17 protein-coding genes are annotated in these 18,003 nt (G+C 59.4%); 6 read left to right on the top strand and 11 right to left on the bottom strand.

Annotated elements, in window-relative coordinates; translation table 11 throughout:
• Positions 1-24 precede the first annotated feature (24 nt).
• Complete coding sequence (locus ACO07N_RS17315) at positions 25-1,605, bottom strand: FMN-binding glutamate synthase family protein (protein WP_421984444.1); 1,581 nt, start codon at positions 1,603-1,605, stop codon at positions 25-27.
• 582 nt (positions 1,606-2,187) lie between these two features.
• Here ACO07N_RS17315 and ACO07N_RS17320 point away from each other — a divergent pair.
• Positions 2,188-2,940 (top strand): hypothetical protein, encoded by a 753-nt coding sequence (locus ACO07N_RS17320; protein ID WP_421982215.1) that lies wholly within the window; start codon positions 2,188-2,190, stop codon positions 2,938-2,940.
• 67 nt (positions 2,941-3,007) lie between these two features.
• On the opposite strand, the gene ACO07N_RS17325 is transcribed toward ACO07N_RS17320, so the two are convergent.
• Positions 3,008-4,294 carry a glycosyltransferase gene (locus ACO07N_RS17325; RefSeq protein ID WP_421982216.1) on the bottom strand — a complete coding sequence of 429 codons (1,287 nt, stop codon included), beginning with the start codon at positions 4,292-4,294 and terminating at the stop codon, positions 3,008-3,010.
• A 401-nt stretch (positions 4,295-4,695) separates the two neighbouring features.
• Between ACO07N_RS17325 and ACO07N_RS17330 the strand changes: the two genes are divergently transcribed.
• Complete coding sequence (locus tag ACO07N_RS17330) at positions 4,696-5,124, top strand: secondary thiamine-phosphate synthase enzyme YjbQ (RefSeq protein ID WP_421982217.1); 429 nt, start codon at positions 4,696-4,698, stop codon at positions 5,122-5,124.
• A gap of 5 nt (positions 5,125-5,129) precedes the next feature.
• Here the strand turns inward: ACO07N_RS17330 and ACO07N_RS17335 are convergent, their stop codons facing one another.
• The 3 genes from ACO07N_RS17335 to ACO07N_RS17345 all read right to left on the bottom strand — a co-directional run bounded on the left by ACO07N_RS17335 (position 5,130) and on the right by ACO07N_RS17345 (position 7,515).
• Positions 5,130-5,882, bottom strand: coding sequence for an SDR family NAD(P)-dependent oxidoreductase (locus tag ACO07N_RS17335; protein ID WP_421982218.1), 753 nt, complete (start codon positions 5,880-5,882; stop codon positions 5,130-5,132).
• Between the two features lie 26 nt (positions 5,883-5,908).
• Positions 5,909-6,352 carry a hypothetical protein gene (locus ACO07N_RS17340; protein ID WP_421982219.1) on the bottom strand — a complete coding sequence of 148 codons (444 nt, stop codon included), beginning with the start codon at positions 6,350-6,352 and terminating at the stop codon, positions 5,909-5,911.
• A 650-nt stretch (positions 6,353-7,002) separates the two neighbouring features.
• Entirely contained in the window at positions 7,003-7,515 is a 513-nt protein-coding gene (locus tag ACO07N_RS17345) for a hypothetical protein (protein ID WP_421982220.1), read from the bottom strand.
• A gap of 277 nt (positions 7,516-7,792) precedes the next feature.
• Between ACO07N_RS17345 and ACO07N_RS17350 the strand changes: the two genes are divergently transcribed.
• A complete protein-coding gene (locus ACO07N_RS17350) occupies positions 7,793-8,440 on the top strand; it encodes a hypothetical protein (RefSeq protein ID WP_421982221.1) in 648 nt (215 codons plus the stop codon).
• A gap of 365 nt (positions 8,441-8,805) precedes the next feature.
• On the opposite strand, the gene ACO07N_RS17355 is transcribed toward ACO07N_RS17350, so the two are convergent.
• The 5 genes from ACO07N_RS17355 to ACO07N_RS17375 all read right to left on the bottom strand — a co-directional run bounded on the left by ACO07N_RS17355 (position 8,806) and on the right by ACO07N_RS17375 (position 14,295).
• Positions 8,806-9,411: a hypothetical protein gene (locus ACO07N_RS17355; RefSeq protein ID WP_421982222.1), complete on the bottom strand. Its 606-nt coding sequence runs from the start codon at positions 9,409-9,411 to the stop codon at positions 8,806-8,808.
• Between the two features lie 330 nt (positions 9,412-9,741).
• Positions 9,742-10,026, bottom strand: a complete 285-nt coding sequence (locus ACO07N_RS17360; protein ID WP_421982223.1) for a hypothetical protein — start codon at positions 10,024-10,026, stop codon at positions 9,742-9,744.
• A gap of 538 nt (positions 10,027-10,564) precedes the next feature.
• The gene (locus tag ACO07N_RS17365; protein WP_421982224.1) at positions 10,565-10,819 is read right to left on the bottom strand and encodes a YdcH family protein; all 255 of its coding nucleotides are present in this window, start codon (positions 10,817-10,819) and stop codon (positions 10,565-10,567) included.
• Positions 10,820-11,010: 191 nt separating this feature from the next.
• Entirely contained in the window at positions 11,011-12,276 is a 1,266-nt protein-coding gene (locus ACO07N_RS17370) for a HupE/UreJ family protein (RefSeq protein ID WP_421982225.1), read from the bottom strand.
• Positions 12,277-12,354: 78 nt separating this feature from the next.
• Positions 12,355-14,295, bottom strand: a complete 1,941-nt coding sequence (locus ACO07N_RS17375) for a calcineurin-like phosphoesterase C-terminal domain-containing protein (protein ID WP_421982226.1) — start codon at positions 14,293-14,295, stop codon at positions 12,355-12,357.
• A gap of 253 nt (positions 14,296-14,548) precedes the next feature.
• On the opposite strand from ACO07N_RS17375, the gene ACO07N_RS17380 reads away from it, so the two are divergent.
• Both ACO07N_RS17380 and ACO07N_RS17385 read left to right on the top strand, forming a co-directional pair.
• Positions 14,549-14,932, top strand: coding sequence for a VOC family protein (locus ACO07N_RS17380; RefSeq protein WP_421982227.1), 384 nt, complete (start codon positions 14,549-14,551; stop codon positions 14,930-14,932).
• Between the two features lie 72 nt (positions 14,933-15,004).
• On the top strand, positions 15,005-15,706 hold the full coding sequence (locus tag ACO07N_RS17385) for a helix-turn-helix transcriptional regulator (RefSeq protein WP_421982228.1): 702 nt from the start codon (positions 15,005-15,007) through the stop codon (positions 15,704-15,706).
• A gap of 11 nt (positions 15,707-15,717) precedes the next feature.
• On the opposite strand, the gene ACO07N_RS17390 is transcribed toward ACO07N_RS17385, so the two are convergent.
• Positions 15,718-16,740: a LacI family DNA-binding transcriptional regulator gene (locus ACO07N_RS17390; protein WP_421982229.1), complete on the bottom strand. Its 1,023-nt coding sequence runs from the start codon at positions 16,738-16,740 to the stop codon at positions 15,718-15,720.
• An 84-nt stretch (positions 16,741-16,824) separates the two neighbouring features.
• On the opposite strand from ACO07N_RS17390, the gene ACO07N_RS17395 reads away from it, so the two are divergent.
• Complete coding sequence (locus tag ACO07N_RS17395) at positions 16,825-18,003, top strand: phytanoyl-CoA dioxygenase family protein (protein WP_421982230.1); 1,179 nt, start codon at positions 16,825-16,827, stop codon at positions 18,001-18,003.

An 18,003-nucleotide genomic window follows, 5' to 3' on the forward strand; every position in this document is an offset into this window, starting at 1 on the left:
GCGGGGGGCGCACCGGAGTCCGGATCAGTGATGCGACCGGTGGTGATTGAGCATTCTCGCCGCATCGAGTGACTTTGACGGCTGAAAGCTTTCCGGCTCCGCCATCGCCCAGAAGGCCGAGTAGCCGGGTATGTCGTGCACGTCGTCCAGAAGGGCGCCTTTTTTCAGCCAGGTGAAGGCGGCGTTCGCCGACATGACTTCACGCGGTCCGCCGCGCAGGAAGAAGTGTTCCGGCTTGAACTCGCTCGGGTGATTGAGGCCCGCGGCCGCAGTGAAGGCCATGAGAGACTTCAGCGTGTTCCGGTGAAAATTCGTGACCCGCTCGGCCTTGTCCGGAACCACGAGCGCCTGCTGGCGTTTCGGATCCTGCGTGGCGACACCGGTGGGGCAGCGGTTGGTGTGGCAGCTTTGCGACTGGATACAGCCGACCGCGAACATGAACCCGCGCGCGGAATTCACCCAGTCCGCACCGAGGCACATGGTCCCCGAAATGTCGAAAGCGCTGATCAGCTTGCCGCTGGCGCCCAGTTTGATGTCGTCGCGTATGCCCGTGGCCACAAGGCTGTTGTGAACGAAAAGAAGCCCTTGCAGGAGAGGGGTTCCGAGCCGGTTCGCAAACTCGATCGGGGCCGCGCCGGTGCCACCCTCCGCGCCGTCCACGACGATGAAGTCCGGTTTGATGCCGGTCTTCAGCATCGCCTTGACGATTGCCATGAATTCCCACCGGTGGCCAATGCAGAGCTTGAAACCGACGGGTTTTCCGCCGGACAGGTCGCGCAGCGTCTTGATGAACTCCAGAAGCTCGATCGGCGTTGAGAACGCGGAATGGGACGCCGGCGAGATGCAGTCCTCGCCGATGGGAACACCGCGCGCCTCGGCGATTTCCTCCGTTACCTTGGCGCCGGGCAGCACGCCGCCATGTCCGGGCTTCGCGCCCTGGCTCATCTTGATTTCGATCATCTTGATCTGGGGATCGGCCGCCTGCGCCTTGAACTTCTCCGGATCAAATTTTCCCTCCGGCGAGCGGCAGCCGAAGTAACCGCTGCCGAGTTCCCAGACGAGATCGCCGCCGCCTTCGCGGTGGTATCGCGACACGCTGCCTTCACCGGTGTCATGATAGAAATGCCCGGCCTTCGCACCCTTGTTCAGCGCAAGGATGGCATTGCCGGACAGTGAACCGAAACTCATCGCCGAGATATTGTAGAGCGATGCGGAGTAGGGCTGTTTGCAGTCCGGACCGCCGATGGTCACGCGCAGTTCTTCGTGGTTCTCGTGCTTGGGCGTGATGGAGTGATTCACCCAGCCGTAATGGTCGTTATAGACATCGAGTTCAGTCCCGAAAGGCAGGACGTCCTCGATGTTCTTCGCGCGGTCGTAGACCATCGAACGGCGTTCGCGTGAAAACGGTTTTCCGTCCTGGTTGCTTTCAAAGAAATACTGTCTGAGTTCCGGTCTGATGGCTTCGAAAATATACCGGAAATGGCCGGAAACCGGATAGTTCCTGAGAACCGCATGCTTGGTCTGCCGCAGGTCGTAGAGGCCGACCAGCGATAGCGCTGCCACGATCAGAAAAGGCCAGAAGAAATGAACGCTGACCGCGAACATGAGAACGAATGCAACAAGCGTCAGGGCAAGGCAAATGGCAAAAACATTGTAGCGGGCAGGAAACACGATGGCTGACCCCTTTTCGGAAACTGGCTGCAACAGTTGTGTCAGGCTGCCGCGGAAAAGAAAAGAGAGAACGCCAACGAAAGCGCAGCCACTCCATCCGAATGCGTCAGCCACGTGTCCGCGCCGGCAGGAAGACCTGCGCCTAGGGCGGGCCAAAAACGCCGCGCCGATCCGTTCCCCCGGTTCGATTGCAGGCTGTACACGTCGCCGGTTCTGATCGCGAGCCGGATCTTGGATTAGCGCCGTTCAATTTCAGATTGCAACCCGGTTGGTAGTGGCAGGCTGACTGCTGATTTAGTATTCGATCTTGTTTTTAAAGTTCATTTTTCGATTTTAGAATTTACGGAGGGGGCTATGCTGGGAACAGGCACGTCGAACGCAATAATAATCGGGCTTTTGGTTGCCATTTTTATTGTGGTTGTTTTGCTTTGGAAAGCCAGAGACAAGGCTGATGGGCAGGCGAACGCTGCGTCAGGAGCGTCGTCGGGCTTCCGTGAGATGCTTGCCGAAGACATCGTGAAACTGTCCATTGGCGGACTGGTTGTCGTGTCTCTCGTGGTGCTGTTCGTCGGCACGGTTGTAGTCAAGGACCCCGATAAGCAGGTCGAGAACAGTCAGTATGTTTTCGCGGCCCTTCTGCCTCTGTTCGCGACCTGGGTCGGAACCGTTCTTGCCTACTACTTCAGCAAGCAGAACTTCGAGGCAGCCAGCAAGGCGACCGAAAGCCTGGTCAAGCTGTCGGGCAAGAAACTCAGGTCTGTGTCGATCGAGGAGGCGATGATCCCGCTCAGCGCCATCGTCGGCAGCGTGGACGCCCCCAACGACAACCTGCGGGACGTACCGCTTCAGAAGATCGCGGAAGCCATGGAACAGAAGCTGCCCGGTGGCAGGCCGATTTCCAGGGTCGTGATCCTGACGGCAACCAAGGCCTGTATCGGCATCATTCACAGGAGCATCTGGAGCGAGATGCGGGCCGTGGTGGCGTCATCCGGTGCAGCCGTGAACTTCAAGAACGAGGCGGCCAATGCCGACACGCTGGACAAGGTGCATGATCTTGAAAGCGAAACCCGCGCTCCTGAAAAATTCGGCAACTTCATCACGCATTCCATCGCCTTCGCACGCGCAGGCGCAACCCTTGCCGACGCAAAGATGCGCATGGAAAGCAGGGACGATTGCCAGGATGTCTTCGTGACGGCGAACGGAAGCCCGTCCGAGCCGGTGATCGGCTGGGTCACCAACCAGGAGATCAGCAAGGCGCTGGAAGCCTGATTACGGCAGTTTGCCGGGCTCGGCACGAGACGGAGACTGCTTTCTCCCTCGCGGACGTGTCTCCGTATTATCCGGTTGTAGCGAGGGTCAGGATGCGCGCGGCAGCGCCTTTTGCCCCGGGTTCATTGCCCATCACCTCTGCCGCCTTGCCGGCTGCGACAGCATGGTCCGGGTGTTCGAGCGCCTTCAGGGCCCGGGCAAGGCCGTCCGGTGTCAGTTTCTTTTGGGCGACCGGCTCCGGTCCGGCCCCGATCCCGTGCACACGCTGGCCCCAGAACGGCTGGTCGCCGAAAACGGGGCAGACAAGCGACGGCCGGCCCCAGCGCAGCGCTTCGTGCGTCGTACCGGCACCGCCGTGGTGCACGACACCGCTGCATTGCGGGAACAGCCAGCTGTGCGGTGCCTTGTCGATCAGAAAGACGTTACCGGAAAGCCCGCTGGGCAATGCCTCCCGGGCAAGCCCGCCCCAGCCGGTGGCAAGGACGGCACGCTGGCCGGTTTGCAGGAGTGCCGCAAGCACTGTTTTCGTCAGATCTTCCGGGTTCTTGCTCGGCATGGAGCCGAAGCCGAGATAGACCGGCGGAGCGCCTGCGGCGAGAAACTGCCTCAGATCATCGGGGGGAGCGTAGTCAGCCGGAGACGGGGTGAACCAGTAGCCGCACTGCCAGAATTCGGCAGACCAGTCGGCCGGTGTCGGCACAAGCGCACGCGAGAAGGCCTGGAGCGAAAGTGCCTTGCCGCTGGTGGGCTGAAACCCGTCAATCGTAGAACCCGGCATGGAGAGCTCTGCCGCCGCGTCCTGTTTGAGGGGCCTGAAAAGCGATCCGAGACCAGCTTTCATCAGGAGGCGGCCGAAACCGAAGCTCCGGCGATTGAGGAAGGCGCCCATGTCGGGCAGTCCGAACAGCGCCAGTGGAAAGTCGCCTGTTGCGGCCAGAACCGGTTGCAGGCTGGTCGGCAGGGCCGGAACGCCCAGCCTGCGGCCCACGAGCGTCATCACCGTTGCTTTCAGGTTGAAGAGGATCAGGTCCGGTTTTTCCTCCAGGCCGATCTGCCAGAGCTCTTTCACGATCTCGCGCTGGAGCACGATGTTCTGACGCGCGGCCCTGATCATCCCCTTGAGCGAATGCAGGGCAGCCCTTATGTCCTCCTGTTGCAACAGGGTCTGGTAGTTCACCGGCACCGGCCGCGCGCGCGCACCGGCGCGCTCGATCATGTCCTCAAAACCTTCCCCCGTGCTCAGGACCACGTCTGCCCCTTGCAGGGCCAGTTCCTGCGCCAGTGCGACATAAGGCTGGACATCGCCGCGCGTTCCGAGCGTCGCGATCAGTATCTTGGGTCTTGCATCAGGCATGGGGCTTCCGGAAGGGGGCAAACCGGTTGGGAACAGGTCACACGTCAACATGGCGGCGGGTCCGGGCAATTGCAACCGGGGCTTTATTCGCTAATACCAACCTCAACAAGTAAGAACCTATTCGACCGTGACATGAGAGTGTTCCGCGAGGAGCGTGTCGCAGGGCGATGTGGAGCATCGGCCAAGATGCGCGACACGGCGGAACGCTCTCATGTCGCGGCCTCCGGTGGTCTCTTCAGGCCCGCCGGACTGCGTCGCGCCGCTTGACCGGCCAACCAGGCCGGTCCGCGCACCGCTCCTTGCCGGCGAACCTTAAAAAGACCATCAAACGGCTTCTTACTTGTTGAGGTTGGTATAATGTCGACCCAAGTCATGATTTCGACACGGGAAACGAGACCGGAATGCACACAGTCTTTTCCTTGAAAACCGGGGGACCGGGTCTTTACGAGTTCACGCGCACCGTGTCGTCCTGGCTCCGCGAGGAAGGGGCGGGTGAGGGGCTGCTGACGCTCTTTGTCCGGCACACGTCCTGTTCCCTGCTGATCCAGGAAAATGCCGATCCGGACGTGCAGGTTGATCTCAAGGCCTTTTTCGAGCGTCTCGTGCCGCATTCAGATCACCCCAGCATGCAGTACCTGATCCACACCTACGAAGGGCCGGACGACATGCCCGCCCACATCAAGGCGTCGCTGCTGCCCGTTTCCCTGTCCATTCCGGTCGTGGACGGCGAAATGGTGCTGGGAACCTGGCAGGGGATCTATCTCTTCGAGCACCGCGATCGCCCGCATCACCGTCAGGTCGCGGCGCAGTTTCTGACCGCGGCCGTGTAACGATATCAGCTCCGCAGCGACGGCAGGCCTATTCCGGTGCTTTCGAAACCGCCGTCCGAAGCGATGATCTGGCCGGTGACGTAACTCGCACGTTCCGAACACAGGAATTCGATGACCTCGGCGATTTCGTTTTCGCTGCCGTAGCGGTTGAGCGGAATGGCGTCGTGATAGGCGTCGATGATGTCCTGGCTGTGGACGGCCATGGCGAGCTTCGTGCGCACCGGACCCGGGCAGACGCAGTTCACGCGCACACCGAATTCGCCAAGCTCAGCCGCCTGTTGCTTGGTCAGATGAATGACGGCGGCCTTGGAAGTGCCATAGGCAACGCGCAGCGTCGAGGCGCGCAGACCGGAGATCGAGGCAATGTTCACGATCGCCCCCCGCGTCTCCTTCAGCGCGGGGACGGCCGCCTGTGAAACCAGGAAGACCCCGTCCAGATTGGTGTCCATCACCGTGCGCCAGGTCTGGAAATCGGTCCCTTCGATCGGGCCGAACTGGGCAACGCCGGCATTATTCACCACGGCGTCGAGCCGCCCGAACCTCTCAAGAATGGCGGGCAGTGTTTTCTCGACGTCGCTCTGGATCGACACGTCGCAGTAATACGGGGCGGCATTTGCGAGGCCTGCTGTGACCTTGGCAAGTTCATCTTCGTCCCGGTCCAGCATGGCAACCTGCCAGCCGCGCTCGATCATCAGCTTCGAGGTCGCAAGACCGATGCCGCGCGCGGCACCGGTGACAAGTGCTGTTTTTTGGCTCATGTCGCCGTTTTCTCCTGAAACACGCCTCAGCGCATGGATATGCAGACCCTGATCACACCGGCATTGTCCCACAGGGCCTTGTCGAGATCATTGATCCGGAAAGCATAGTTGCCGGCCGGGTTGCGTGTATTGACCGCCAGGGCACTGAATTCGGCAAAGGGCACGATCCGTCCAGCCTGGTCTCTCACGAGCATTTCCCCGAAGGCATAGGACTGGTCGAACTTGTAGCCGTAAAACGGGCCGAGGCTTTTGGCATCCTTGCCGGAATAGCCGCGTGGCCCGACAGGCTTGTAGACCCCGTTGATCACACTCCAGCCGCCCGAAAAGCTGACCCGCGTGATCTGGCCATCGGGTATGGTGACACCCTGCCAGCCCTTTTTCGAATTGACGTCCACGCAGTAGTCGGCGGCCAGGGCAAGCCCGGGCACGAACAGAAGGAAACAGGAGAGGATGAGGAAGAACCTGGCCATGAATCGCCCCGGGGATTGAAGATCTCCCAGAGCAAACAGGACTCATTCCGCCCCGTCAAGGTCTCGAATAAGGCTCTGTATTATTTGATGAAAGCGAAAGGAAAGCGGACTTTCCTCACACTTATCTCACACTTTATTTCCTTGTAAGTTTGGCCCGGAAATCCCACATTTTACTCGAACGATGAGGGTCGTTCCTCCCCAGACTGGCGCCGGGCTTTCGATAAAGTCCTGGCGCCATTTTTTTGGGGCGCTGGGGGTTTTTTGTAGTTGCACGAGGGTCGGTCTGTAGAGAAACAGCACACTCTGTTTGTTGGCAGGCCCGTTCGTTCGGGCCCCTGATGCCTATCTGGGCGCTGCTTTTTTGGCGACGCATCTTCCTTTGTTGAAATCGAAGTGCTTGCCCGTCCAGCCGCAGAGCCTGTTTTGAGCGTATCTCCGGGTGGCACCGTCTGTGAGCGTATCCACGAGGGTGTGGCTCCTGTCCGCCCACATCTTGTCTGCGCGCAGAACGCCGTGTTCAAACCCGCGGTCGAAGCCGTCTTTTGTCCCTTCTCGATATCCTAGGAACGACCCCAAAAGGACGCCGGCTGCCAGGATGAAAATGATAACACTCATGAACGCCTCTCTACCGGTCACCCGTTCATTCCTCGTCAGTCCCTCGCGTCGACGCGGACGTCGACGATGATGTCGGTCTCCGGAAGGACGTCGCATTCGTACGTCATGCGTGACCATTCGCCGGAGCTGTTCTGAAACCTGAGCTTGTCGCCGATCATGGTGACTGCAGCACCTTGCGGATTGTCCAGCCGGATGCGGTTGAACTTCGGCTCGAAGAGCCCGTCGATCCATTCTAACTCCCGCATTGCAAATCGCTCGATGATGGCGGGGCAGTAAAGGGTGGCGGTACGCCACGACTTGTCGAGCCAGCAATCCGTTGCAGTGCTGCAATCGTCCGGCGATCCGTTTTTGCTTTCCCTCGCGTACTCGGCAAGCGTGACCATGTCAGAGCTGTAAGCAAGCGTCGCGCAGGTGATCGACGTGAAAAGGAAACCAATTGACCCGCCCAGCAGACGCAACCGGCGGCCCGGCGTGAAAGGCAGCAACAGGAGAAAAACAACGGACACGATGAACGCGACCAGAGCGGCGATGCCAAGGAAGTATGTCACGCAGACAGACTAGGCGAGGATGTCCGGGGCGGATTAGACCATAAGCGCAAACCGCGTTCAGGCTTGGCGTATTTGGGGGCAGAATTTTCAGGTGAAACGCGGCGCGGCGGAGGTCGAGGTCTTGTTGGCTGCCACATGCTCGGCCACGCGGACTCTAGGGGTCCACACCTAGTGAATGAGCTCATAATAGCCTCACATAAAATTAAAGTTGACGAACTTTAAAAATATCAACTATAACTTGTTTAAAATCTCATATCTAAATAGAGCAGTAGTAATAATGGTTTTATTAATGGTTCACATGCCTAAATGCGGAGGAACAAGCTTTCGCAAAAGCCTATCATCCGAATTTGGGTCTCGTTTCCATAAATATTATTCAGATCCACTCAGAAAAACTCGGAACAAGACAGATTTTTACATAATTAAGCAGAAGTTTCGAAGGAGGCGCGCAAAACAAATTCCGCAATCTGGAATTGTCTATGGTCATTACTGCCTCGATGAGTTTGGCAATTTGCGCAATAAAAAGAATGTAAAAACCGGCATCTTTTTCCGAGAGCCAATCGACTGGGTTGGCTCTTATCTGCTGTATGTCCGAAAAAAACATCCTCACTTGATTTCTGGAGACGATATTACTGATATCAAAAACCTCAATCTGCACAAAGCATTTCGTCTTCATCTTGGGCACGTCCAAGTGAAGCAACTTGATTTCATTGGTATTGTAGAGGAATACCAGGAAAGTCTTTCTCGATTTTGCACAACATTTAACTGCAATATTCAAGAGGAGAAAAAAAATGTAAATACAAATCGCAAATTATCCTATCGAGAGTTATTTCAAGAAAGAAAGACTTTAGACAAAGTCACAGATTTGATGAAAGAAAACTCGGACATATACGATGAGGCCATAAAACACTTCTCTATGTACCGGTGATCATTTTTACACCGGAACTACAGATCTCCAAGCAACGGCCCGAGAATCGTCAGGAATGATTGTCGGGAGCGTCAGAGCCGCCAGAATGCCGCATGTGTGAAGATCTCGACGTCTCCGAAACCGGCCTCTGCACCAAAATCAAAAGTCGCAAATGTGGACGTCACACGATATTCAATCCCACTGCTTTCCGGTAAAAGCTGACTTGGATCTCGTGAGGCGGTCTGCAGACAACGAGCTTGTCATTCCGGCCTTCCGGCTGCGCTTCAGCCGGAATGACAATTTCGTAGACTGGAGATCGTCTTGCAAGATCTCTTTCCGGTCCCCCAGGCCGCATCCGGACAAAGCCTTTGCCGAATGTCGAGAACCTAGTCGGTCGGTGCTATGGCGGTTTCTTCCGGCGGCGCGGTTTTCTGAACAGGCGGGGACTTGCCGCTTATCTGGCGGTCAAGAGCCTGACGCACGGCGTTGGACCATTCCTTTGGCTTGTAGCTGTGGATCTCTTCAAGCGAAAGCGCCCCAATGCCGTCAAGCCACCGGGCGATTTGTTCAAGCCATTCAAACCGGGCATCTTCGGCGTCCATTTCAAGCCCGACAAGCTTGGCATATTCCTGTTTCACCAGGTCATGAAGCTCATCATCTTCTGCGCGCTCATGATTCCAGAACACCGCAAACGCCGTGCGGGTTTCGACGGCTTCTTCAACGACCGCGTCAAGTTCTTCAAGACGTGGCATGCCCATATAGGCGGGGTTCATTTTCCAGCGCTTTTTCGCGATCTTCGCCCACAGCCGGTGCCGGGCATCCCGATAGGGTTCGGCAAGCTCCTGAAACTCGGCGGGATTGTAGTACCGGGTGAAGGGATCAGCTGTGTCCGCAGGCTCTGGACTGTCGTACACGGGATCCAGTCGTGTGAGCACCTTCCGCCTGAACCAGCCTCCGCAGGCCGCCAGAACAGCCGCGAATGTCACTTCCATATCAGACCTTTCCGGTCCCCCGCCTGCATACAAGCAAAAGCGCAACCGAAAGTCGAGCGGCTGCGCATAAATCTGCGGGCGGCTCTGTCGCGCGGTCTGAAACGGGTTGCGCCTGACAGCCGCACAGGTGTCGAAGTGTTTCGACCGGATCGTCACCCGTCTGCGCTCAAGGTATAACGGACAAGCATCACGGTGCCCTATTCTTGGTTCGCCGACGGGATGCCTGCTTAGCTCGTCAGGTGGTAAAAAGTGGCCGAACGAGGCACCAGACGCAAAACCAAGCACCGCCCTGCGTGGTGGGGCTTCTGCTTCCGCAGTCGCCTGTCCCGGTCAGGCGTCAATGCTGATATCATGCGCTTTCTTGAGTGCGGTCACGCCGTTGGCGACCGGGGCGTCGGCGATCTGGTGGACGAGCATCCGGAAGTCCTGAATCGCTGTTTGCCGGATCGTCTCCAGGTTACCGGGGTCGGGGTCGTCGATCGCAATGGGCAAGGCGATGCTGAAATCGTCGACCTCGATCACGAAGAAGAACGCAAAGCGGGCGGCACGCTCCTCAGCCTTGTTTTCCGCCTCGAAGGAGGTGTGAACGGTGACCCGTACCCTGTCATGTTGCATGGCTGGCACCGGGCGCCACCGCACGCAATGACGGTATCTGCGCAGTGTGTGCGCAGAGGACTGGGCTGCGCGGGTAATATCGGAAGTCGGCACGCGTCTGGCTGTCGAAGAGCGCGAAGCCGGTGGTTGAATCGATCGGAGCAACGATCCGGAGCGGGTCAAGGCCACGTCGGAGAATGCATCGGCAAGGCGGTCGGCCCGCGTCAATCCGAGATGGAACGCCGCAGCGTCAACCTGGATACCGGCATCCCGCGTTGCTCCCGGGTCTCTCAAACATCTGGCCCTAAAAGGGTTTCTCCGATTCATTTGCGCAGCCTACAAGACCAACTACCGCAGCGTTATGTAAATAGCGAAACAATTTCAGCGTTACCTGAAAAGCTGGCTCCGTCCACGTCGTCGTGGTGGCTGCTCGTTGAACGGATGTGATCGGGAAGGACTGCCGCGTCCTTGCGCGCAGCGCTTTGTTGCCCTGGAAGGGCGGCCCGCGCCGTCGGACGGGGACGACGCGGGCACTCACACCGGCCTGAAAAGGAGGGGCTCAGGTCGCGGTGTTTGCCGCAGCCGTCAACATCGCGGCTATCTGGTCCTTCAGATGAAGGCGTTTTTTCTTCAGGTCTTCCAGTACCTCGTCTGCAGCGGGTTCCACATTCGTTTCAATGCGATGCACTTCGCGATTGACGGTGTGATACTCCTCGGCCAGGCGCGAAAAGTGGGCGTCATTGGTTTTCAACGTGTGAATTGCGTCCGCGGCTTCCGGAAATTCTTCGTGCAGTTCGTGGGGAACGTGGCTCATTCATGCCTCCTTTTTAGAAGCACAAGGTGCCGCCAAGACGCACGAGCGACCTTGAGGCAGATCAATCAGCCGGCAAATCCCTTGGTGAAAGGGCAACGGATCGTGGAAAGCGCACGCGCTTGCCGCGCAAAACGCGCAGATCCGCAGACCTTGCACAACCAGTAACGGGGTATCGACTGCGGGGTATCCTGTCAGACAGCCGACACGACCCCGCCCAGACGCTCAGCGACCCACCACGAAGACAGGATCGCAATGGCGGCAAGTGTGCCGAGTCTTGCAGGCCGCAAGGCCGGTGTGGCCAGTTTTTCGAGGCAAAAGACGACGGATAGGGTGACCGCCAGGATCAGCAGCTGGCCGACCTCGATGCCGACATTGAAGGCAAGCAGGGCCGGCACAAGATCCGGTGCGTTCCGTCCCAGGATCTCACCGAGGACGAAGGAAAACCCGAGACCGTGGAGCAATCCGATCCCGGCGAAGATCAGCACGGATCCGGATTTCCGGACCATCGCCGCGACGGCCGCGTAGAGAACGGAGGCCGCGATCGCCGCCTCCACGGCCGGAATGAACCACGGCCAGGCGGGCGTTGCGCCCAGAAAGGTCGCGATCAGCGTGACGGAGTGGCCGATCGTGAAGGCGGTTACCAGATAAATGAGCTTGCGCGTCGCACCGACACCGAGCGCAAGAGCAATGACCAGAAGAACATGATCCAGCCCTTCGAGAATGTGCAGCATGCCCTGGTAGACGAAATGCAGGAAGGTGGACAGGCGCGATCCGTCCAGAACCGCCGGTGTCTCCAGTTGTCCCGGCGCGGTCGATGACAGCGGCGGCTGCGTTCTTGCATCGACAAGATGGTTTTCGATCGCGACCCCGGGGCCCGGCAGCAGAGGGGCGTATCCGGATCTGATCTCGACGTCACCGGCAGGATCCGGGCTTTCGATCCGTACGGCATAGTCGATGACCGCAGCGCCGAAGACGGGATCGAGGGAGGTGCTTTTGCCCCTGACTGCTGCCTGCGCCGCGTCAAGGCTGTCCAGCAGCTGTTGCGGCCGGCGAGCATGAACCGTGAAACCGGTGAGGGAGGCGGTCAGGTCGAGCCCGGCCTGCGAAAAAACGAGAGCGGCCAGCAGCCTGTCCTCAAAACCCGGCCGGTTCCGGGCTACGGCTGCCATGTCGATCCGGTAGCGCACGCCGGTGCCGGTGGTTTCCAGGTGCAGAAAGGGCGACGACAACGGCACCTGTTCCACTTGCGCCCTGCCGACCAGGTCGGAAAACACCAGCGGTGCGGGCACCCGCACGATGGAGACGAGATCGCCGCCATCTTCCGCGACAAGGATCGTGCGAACCTTCGTGCCCTCGGAAAAATGAGCGGAGGAGGGCGCACAGGTCAGCAAGGTCGCAACCGCGCAGAAAATGAAGATTTCAAAGGCGCGGCTGATGCGCTGGCAAATCGGTTTCATGGTCCTTGTCCAAACGGTCCCGGGCGCAGCATGCACCCGGGACAAGCCTTGCAGGCGGTCTCCGGCAGTTTTGCCGGACTACTGCCAGAATTTTTCCTGCCACGTCATCTGCGGCAACGCCTCGACGATTTCAAACGTCCTGGACCGTTTGAACATGCGCCCGTAGCGGTCAGTTGTCGTCACTTCGAGTGTATGAACGCCGACCGGCAGATCCTTCGGCAGTTCCGCGCGCCACAAATGGCTGGATTTGTTGGAAAGCATCCAGTCCTGGAACGGACCTGCAACCCCCGTCCAGTGGGTGCCCTTCCAGGTATAGAAGCCCGCGGTCTCTTCTCCGCCATCGGTGCTCTTAACGGCGATCCGGCCGTTGGTCGACTGTTTCGCAAGGGCGAGCGGATCGGCATAGGCCGGACCGGCCAGTGCTTCTTCGCCTTCCCCCTTTTGTGTGCGCACCGCCTCGGTCACCGCGCCCCCGTTGATCGTGAACGAAACCTTGGAGTCCCTTGATCCGTTCCAGACGTTGATGGCGACATAGGTCGTTCCGGCGAGATCGTCTCTGGTCAGCATGTCCATGTCACCGAGGTCGTTGACGGTGACCGGCGGCGTGATGTCGCTCGGCACATCGTAGAGTTTGGTGTAGCCGATCAGCCTTTCCGCCCAGGTGCGGAACCGCGGCGTGTTGAAGGAGACGTGCATCTGGTCGTTGCTCGTACCTTCGAAGGTCACGTAGGTGTCGACATAGTCCGGGCCTGAGAAATCCAGCACGTAGTAGCCGCGCGGCGAGCCCAGGCGCTGCGTTCCGTGGGGCACGCCCGAATTGTTCAGATCACCCGCCCACCAGCTGCCGGACACCGCACCGGTCACGATCTGGTGGAATTTCGCCGGTCCGGTATTGGTCGCTTCCTTCCAGCCTTTGAAATATTCGCCCGGCAGGATCTGCTCCGTTGTGTGCGTGTGGCCGGAAAGGCCGAGCGCCGGGCGCTCGCCGATGAGCTCGTAGAGCTTGTCCAGATTGTCGACCTGGTGCTTCTGAGCGAGCGCATCCGTGTAGGTCACGAACGGGATATGCGCGTTCAGGACAATCAGCTTGTCTTGCGGAACATTGGCAAGGTCGTTCTTCAGCCACTCAAGCTGGCGCTCGGATATGACGCCGTTATAGGACGGCCTGGCGGACAGGTCGCAGAACGCGTGGTCATCGACCCCGTTGCACGGATAGCGCACGTCATCGAGAACGACGAAATGCACCTGACCGATGTCGAAGGAATAATATTCCGGCCCGAATTCGCGGCGGAAGGTGTCGAAGCTGTCGGCATCGCTTTTTGCATCGAAATCGAGGTCATGGTTGCCGGCAACGTAGTATTGCGGCACGCTGCCGGTCGCGATGATCTTCTTGAACCTGGGATAGAGCGACAGGTCGTCCCCCATGACATCGCCTTCGAAGAGCAGACATTCCGTTTTGGAGTTGTCGCGGTTGGTCAGCATGTTGCCGACCGTCTTGCGCACATAGGAGATTTCGGCATTGCTGTAGGGCTGGGGGTCGCCGAAGACGAGACACTGGAAGTCATCGCCGACCGTGTCCTCGATCAGCGGGAAATTCACGGCCTGCGGCAGCGGGCCGGTCGGCGCGATGCCGCCGAAGCGCAGGTCCGGCGAGCCGGCGACCTTGTGCACGTAGTTGAACTGGGGAACCATGTCCTCGCTGACCGGCGTGGCATACCCGGCCGGCTTGGTCATGAAGAGGTTCATGTCGTCGTAGGAAGGCAGCTCGTAGGAGCCGTCGGATCCGGTCACGGTGACTTCCTTGCCGTTCGAGACCAGGACACCCGCGAGACCCGTTTCACCTTCGTCCAGTCTCGAATTGCGGTTCGTGTCGACGAATACCTTGCCGCGCGCTGTTTCCGCTGCCTGATCGCCGCGAACCACGTCCACGCCGCCGACGTAACTTGCATCCTTGGCATTCGCACCGGATGCGACTGCGCTCGTGCCTGCCAGAAGCAGGGCCAGGGTCAGTTTTTTCATGAGAGCCTCCGAAGGGTATGGCTGCTGTGCCAGCCAGGCCGACTGTCAATGGCTTTGGTGACGATAGATTGTCTATCACGTTAAGGTTTTGCATCAAACCGGATGCACGCTGTGTCACACATTCCAAAAAGTGTCATACGCCCGTGGTCAATCGCGTCGGCAGCAGAAACGAAAACCGGAAACTCTCCTGACAGAAGGCTGTCAGGAGGGGGCTGCTAGGGTCCTCCCATCGCAGCACAACAGGAGACTTTTCATGACTTTCGTTCCTGACAATTTCAATGTCTGGATGGAAATTCCGGTTTCGGACCTCGACAAGGCGATGCGCTTTTACAACGAGGTATTTCAGACCGAACTGAACCTGATCACGGATATGGGGCCGAACCACATCGCCATGTTCCCGACCAAGACGGACATGGGCGTTGCGGGACATCTGTATCCCGGGCAGCCTGCTGCAAAAGGGACGGGACCGACGATCCACATTTTGTGTCCCGATGCGCTCGAAGCCACGATGGAACGCTTCGCGAAAGCAGGCGGCGAGGTAGTATCCGATCCGATCCCCATACCGGCCGGTCGATTCGCCTATGGCATTGACCCGGACGGGAATTCGATCGGAATGTTCGCCTTCAACGCAAGCTAGGTCACCAAGGGAGCCCTTTTGGAGAATGTGGAGTGACGTTTTGAAACCTGTTCTTCGAAGGGGCCCCCGCGCATGAGACGCGCCGACCGCCTGTTCCAGATCGTGCAGTATCTGCGCGGTGGACGGCTTGTCCGGGCCCGGCAGCTGTCCGAATGGCTTGAAGTATCGGAGCGCACGATCTATCGCGACGTTGCCGATCTTCAGGCCTCCGGTGTTCCCATCGAGGGGGCGGCCGGGGTCGGCTACATCATGCGCGATGGCTATGACCTTCCTCCGCTCATGTTCACCCGAGACGAAATAGTTGCGCTTCTGGCCGGCGCCCGTCTGATCCGCGCCTGGGGAGGCGCTGCGATGGCGCGCGCCGCCGAAGAGGCGATGATCAAGATCGACGCCGTCATGCCGGACAAGATGCGCGTGCGCCAGAACGAGATCGAGATCCACGCCTTCGCTCCGGAGATGACGCCGGAAGTGCGCGCGCTCATCGACTTCCTGGAGATGTCGGCGGACGCACGCAAGAGCCTGTCGATCTCCTACATGGACGGCAAGGGCGATGCGTCTGCGCGCGTGATACGGCCGCTGGGCCTCTGGTTCTGGGGCAAGGTCTGGACACTTGTGGCGTGGTGCGAACTGCGCCGGGACTTTCGCATGTTCCGTCTGGACCGCATGTCCGACGTGAAGGACACGGGCGATGTTTTCAGGCCGGAGCCCGGCAAGACGCTCAAGGATTTCTACCGCTCCATGGAAGCGCAGGGCCACGGGCGGCCCGATGCCTGAACATTCCCGGTTCAGATGTCACCGGGAATGTTCAGGGGCGTGACCACCTGAATGTCGCTCTCCGACGAGCGCGGCGGTTCGCCGACGCCGTGGAAGGCGAGGAGATGCCGGAGGGCCAGCCGCATGTCTGAGCGCAGGTCGTGATAGAGCACCAGGGACAGTTTTTCAGCGCGCAGCAGCTCCAGATTGTCTTCATCCAGATCGTGGGCAATGAAGACACCCGGTTCGATCCCTGCAGCCTCCAGCGCTCTGAGGATTGCCAGGTTTCCGCCACCCATCGAATAGACGCCGGAGATTGCCTTCACGCCTTGAAGCTTGTCGCGCACGCCGAGCGCGGTTGCCGGGCTGAGCCCGCCGCCGCCGCTGGCATCGATCAGTTCCAGCTCGGGACGCAACCTTGAAAGCTCGGACCGGAATGCCCTGAAGCGGTCTTCCTCGCCCTGGAAACTGTGCTGGCTGAGGGTGGTCAGGAGTGTCCTGTCATCGTCCTTGAGCAGTTTCAGCATCAGGTAGGCGGCCGTTCGCCCGGCCTTTTCGTTGTTCAGCCCCACATAGGCCAGCCGGTCGATGTCCGGTATGTCGGTGAAGACGGTAACGACCGGAATGCCTTTGCCTTCGAGTTGCCTGACGGCATGCCTGGTTTCCTCGGTGTTTCGTGCCTTGAGGCACACTCCCTGAGAGCCGCGGCGCAAGATCCTCTCGACGATCGCGCCGGTTTCCTCTGCGCTCATGGTCTCGGCGAAGGTGAAGCGGGGGCGGAGCGCCGCGGGTCTGAAATCGGCAAGAACCGCCTCGGTCGCCTGCTGGATCTGACGGGTGAACCTCACGGGGGCTTCTGCGACGATGTCGATGAAAAACCGCCGGCCCCTGGCCGCAAGCTGGCTTTCCTGCCGTGTCAGTTCCGCAATCGCGTCCTGGACACGGCGGCGCGTCTGCGGGCTGACATGGGCGCGGTTGTTCAGGACCCGGTCGACGGTTGCCGTGCTCAATCCGGACTGGACCGCGATTTCCTTGACGGGAAAACGATGGGTCATTGATGGATTCTTGATGGATTTTACCTGTCTCCGCAACCCGGTTTTTGCGTACTCTGTCCTCAACGAATAAATCGGGAGGAAAACATGGATCGTCAGGTCGTCTCCAATGGCTACTTCGATGCGGGCAGCTGCAGCATCGACGATTTCAAGGCGCTTGTTGACCAGAAGCTCGAACAGAGTGAGGTGCCGCTTGCCGAGCGCATCGTCTCGAATGTTCCGATCTACAAGGTGAGCGAACTTGGCCGAGTGATTTCCGGCGAGGCGGGAAAACGCCGGCTCATGGCGGAGTGGGCGCATGTCCTGATGCATCGCTCGGGTGTGCTGGTGCTTGACGGCGCCTTTGCCGACACCGCGCCACTCGACGCCGCGACCCGCGTTTTCCAGGCGATCATCCGCGATGAAAAGGCCGCCGCCGGCGGCGGCGCTGACCATTTCGCGGCAGCCGGCGCCAATGACCGGATCTGGAATTCGCTGCAGAAACTGTGTTTTCGCGATCCCGAAGCGTTCGCCGGCTGCTTTGCCAATCCGTTTGTCGACGCGGTTTGCGAGGCGTGGCTCGGGCCGAATTATCAGATGACCGCGCAGGTCAACGTCGTGCGTCCGGGCGGCGCGACGCAGCAGGCGCACAGGGACTATCATCTCGGGTTTCAGGATGCGGAAACCTGCGCCGGCTATCCGGCCCATGTCCACGATCTGTCCCCGGTCATGACGCTGCAGGGGGGCATTGCCCATGCCGACATGCCCGTTGAAAGCGGTCCGACCAAGCTGCTGCCGTTTTCACAGCTTTACCGGCCGGGTTACATGGCCTACCGCGAAAAGGTGTTCCAGGATTTCTTCGAAAGCGCTTATGTTCAGTTGCCGTTGAAAAAAGGCGATGCGATCTTTTTCAATCCGGCGCTGTTCCATGCTGCGGGCGAGAACAGAAGCGCCGATATTCAGCGCATGGCCAACCTGCTCCAGATATCGTCTGCCTTTTGCCGCGCCATGGAAAACATCGACCGGGAGGGAATGTCCAAAGTGCTCTATCCGGTCCTCCTGGAAAAGAGCCGCTCCGGGGACTGGGGCAGGGCTGAAATCGAGGCGGCGGTCTCCGCATGTGCGGAAGGCTATTCGTTCCCGACCAACCTGGACACGGATCCCCCTGTCGGCGGTCTTGCGCCGGAGACGCAAAAACAGCTGTTTCTGAAAGCATTGGGAGAGAGGATGTCCGCAGAGGACTTCGCCGCGGCCCTTGAAACGCAGTCGGCTCGGCGCAAGGCTTGA

Origin of the sequence: Roseibium sp. (assembly GCF_965229775.1) — a bacterium.
GTDB lineage: Bacteria > Pseudomonadota > Alphaproteobacteria > Rhizobiales > Stappiaceae > Roseibium.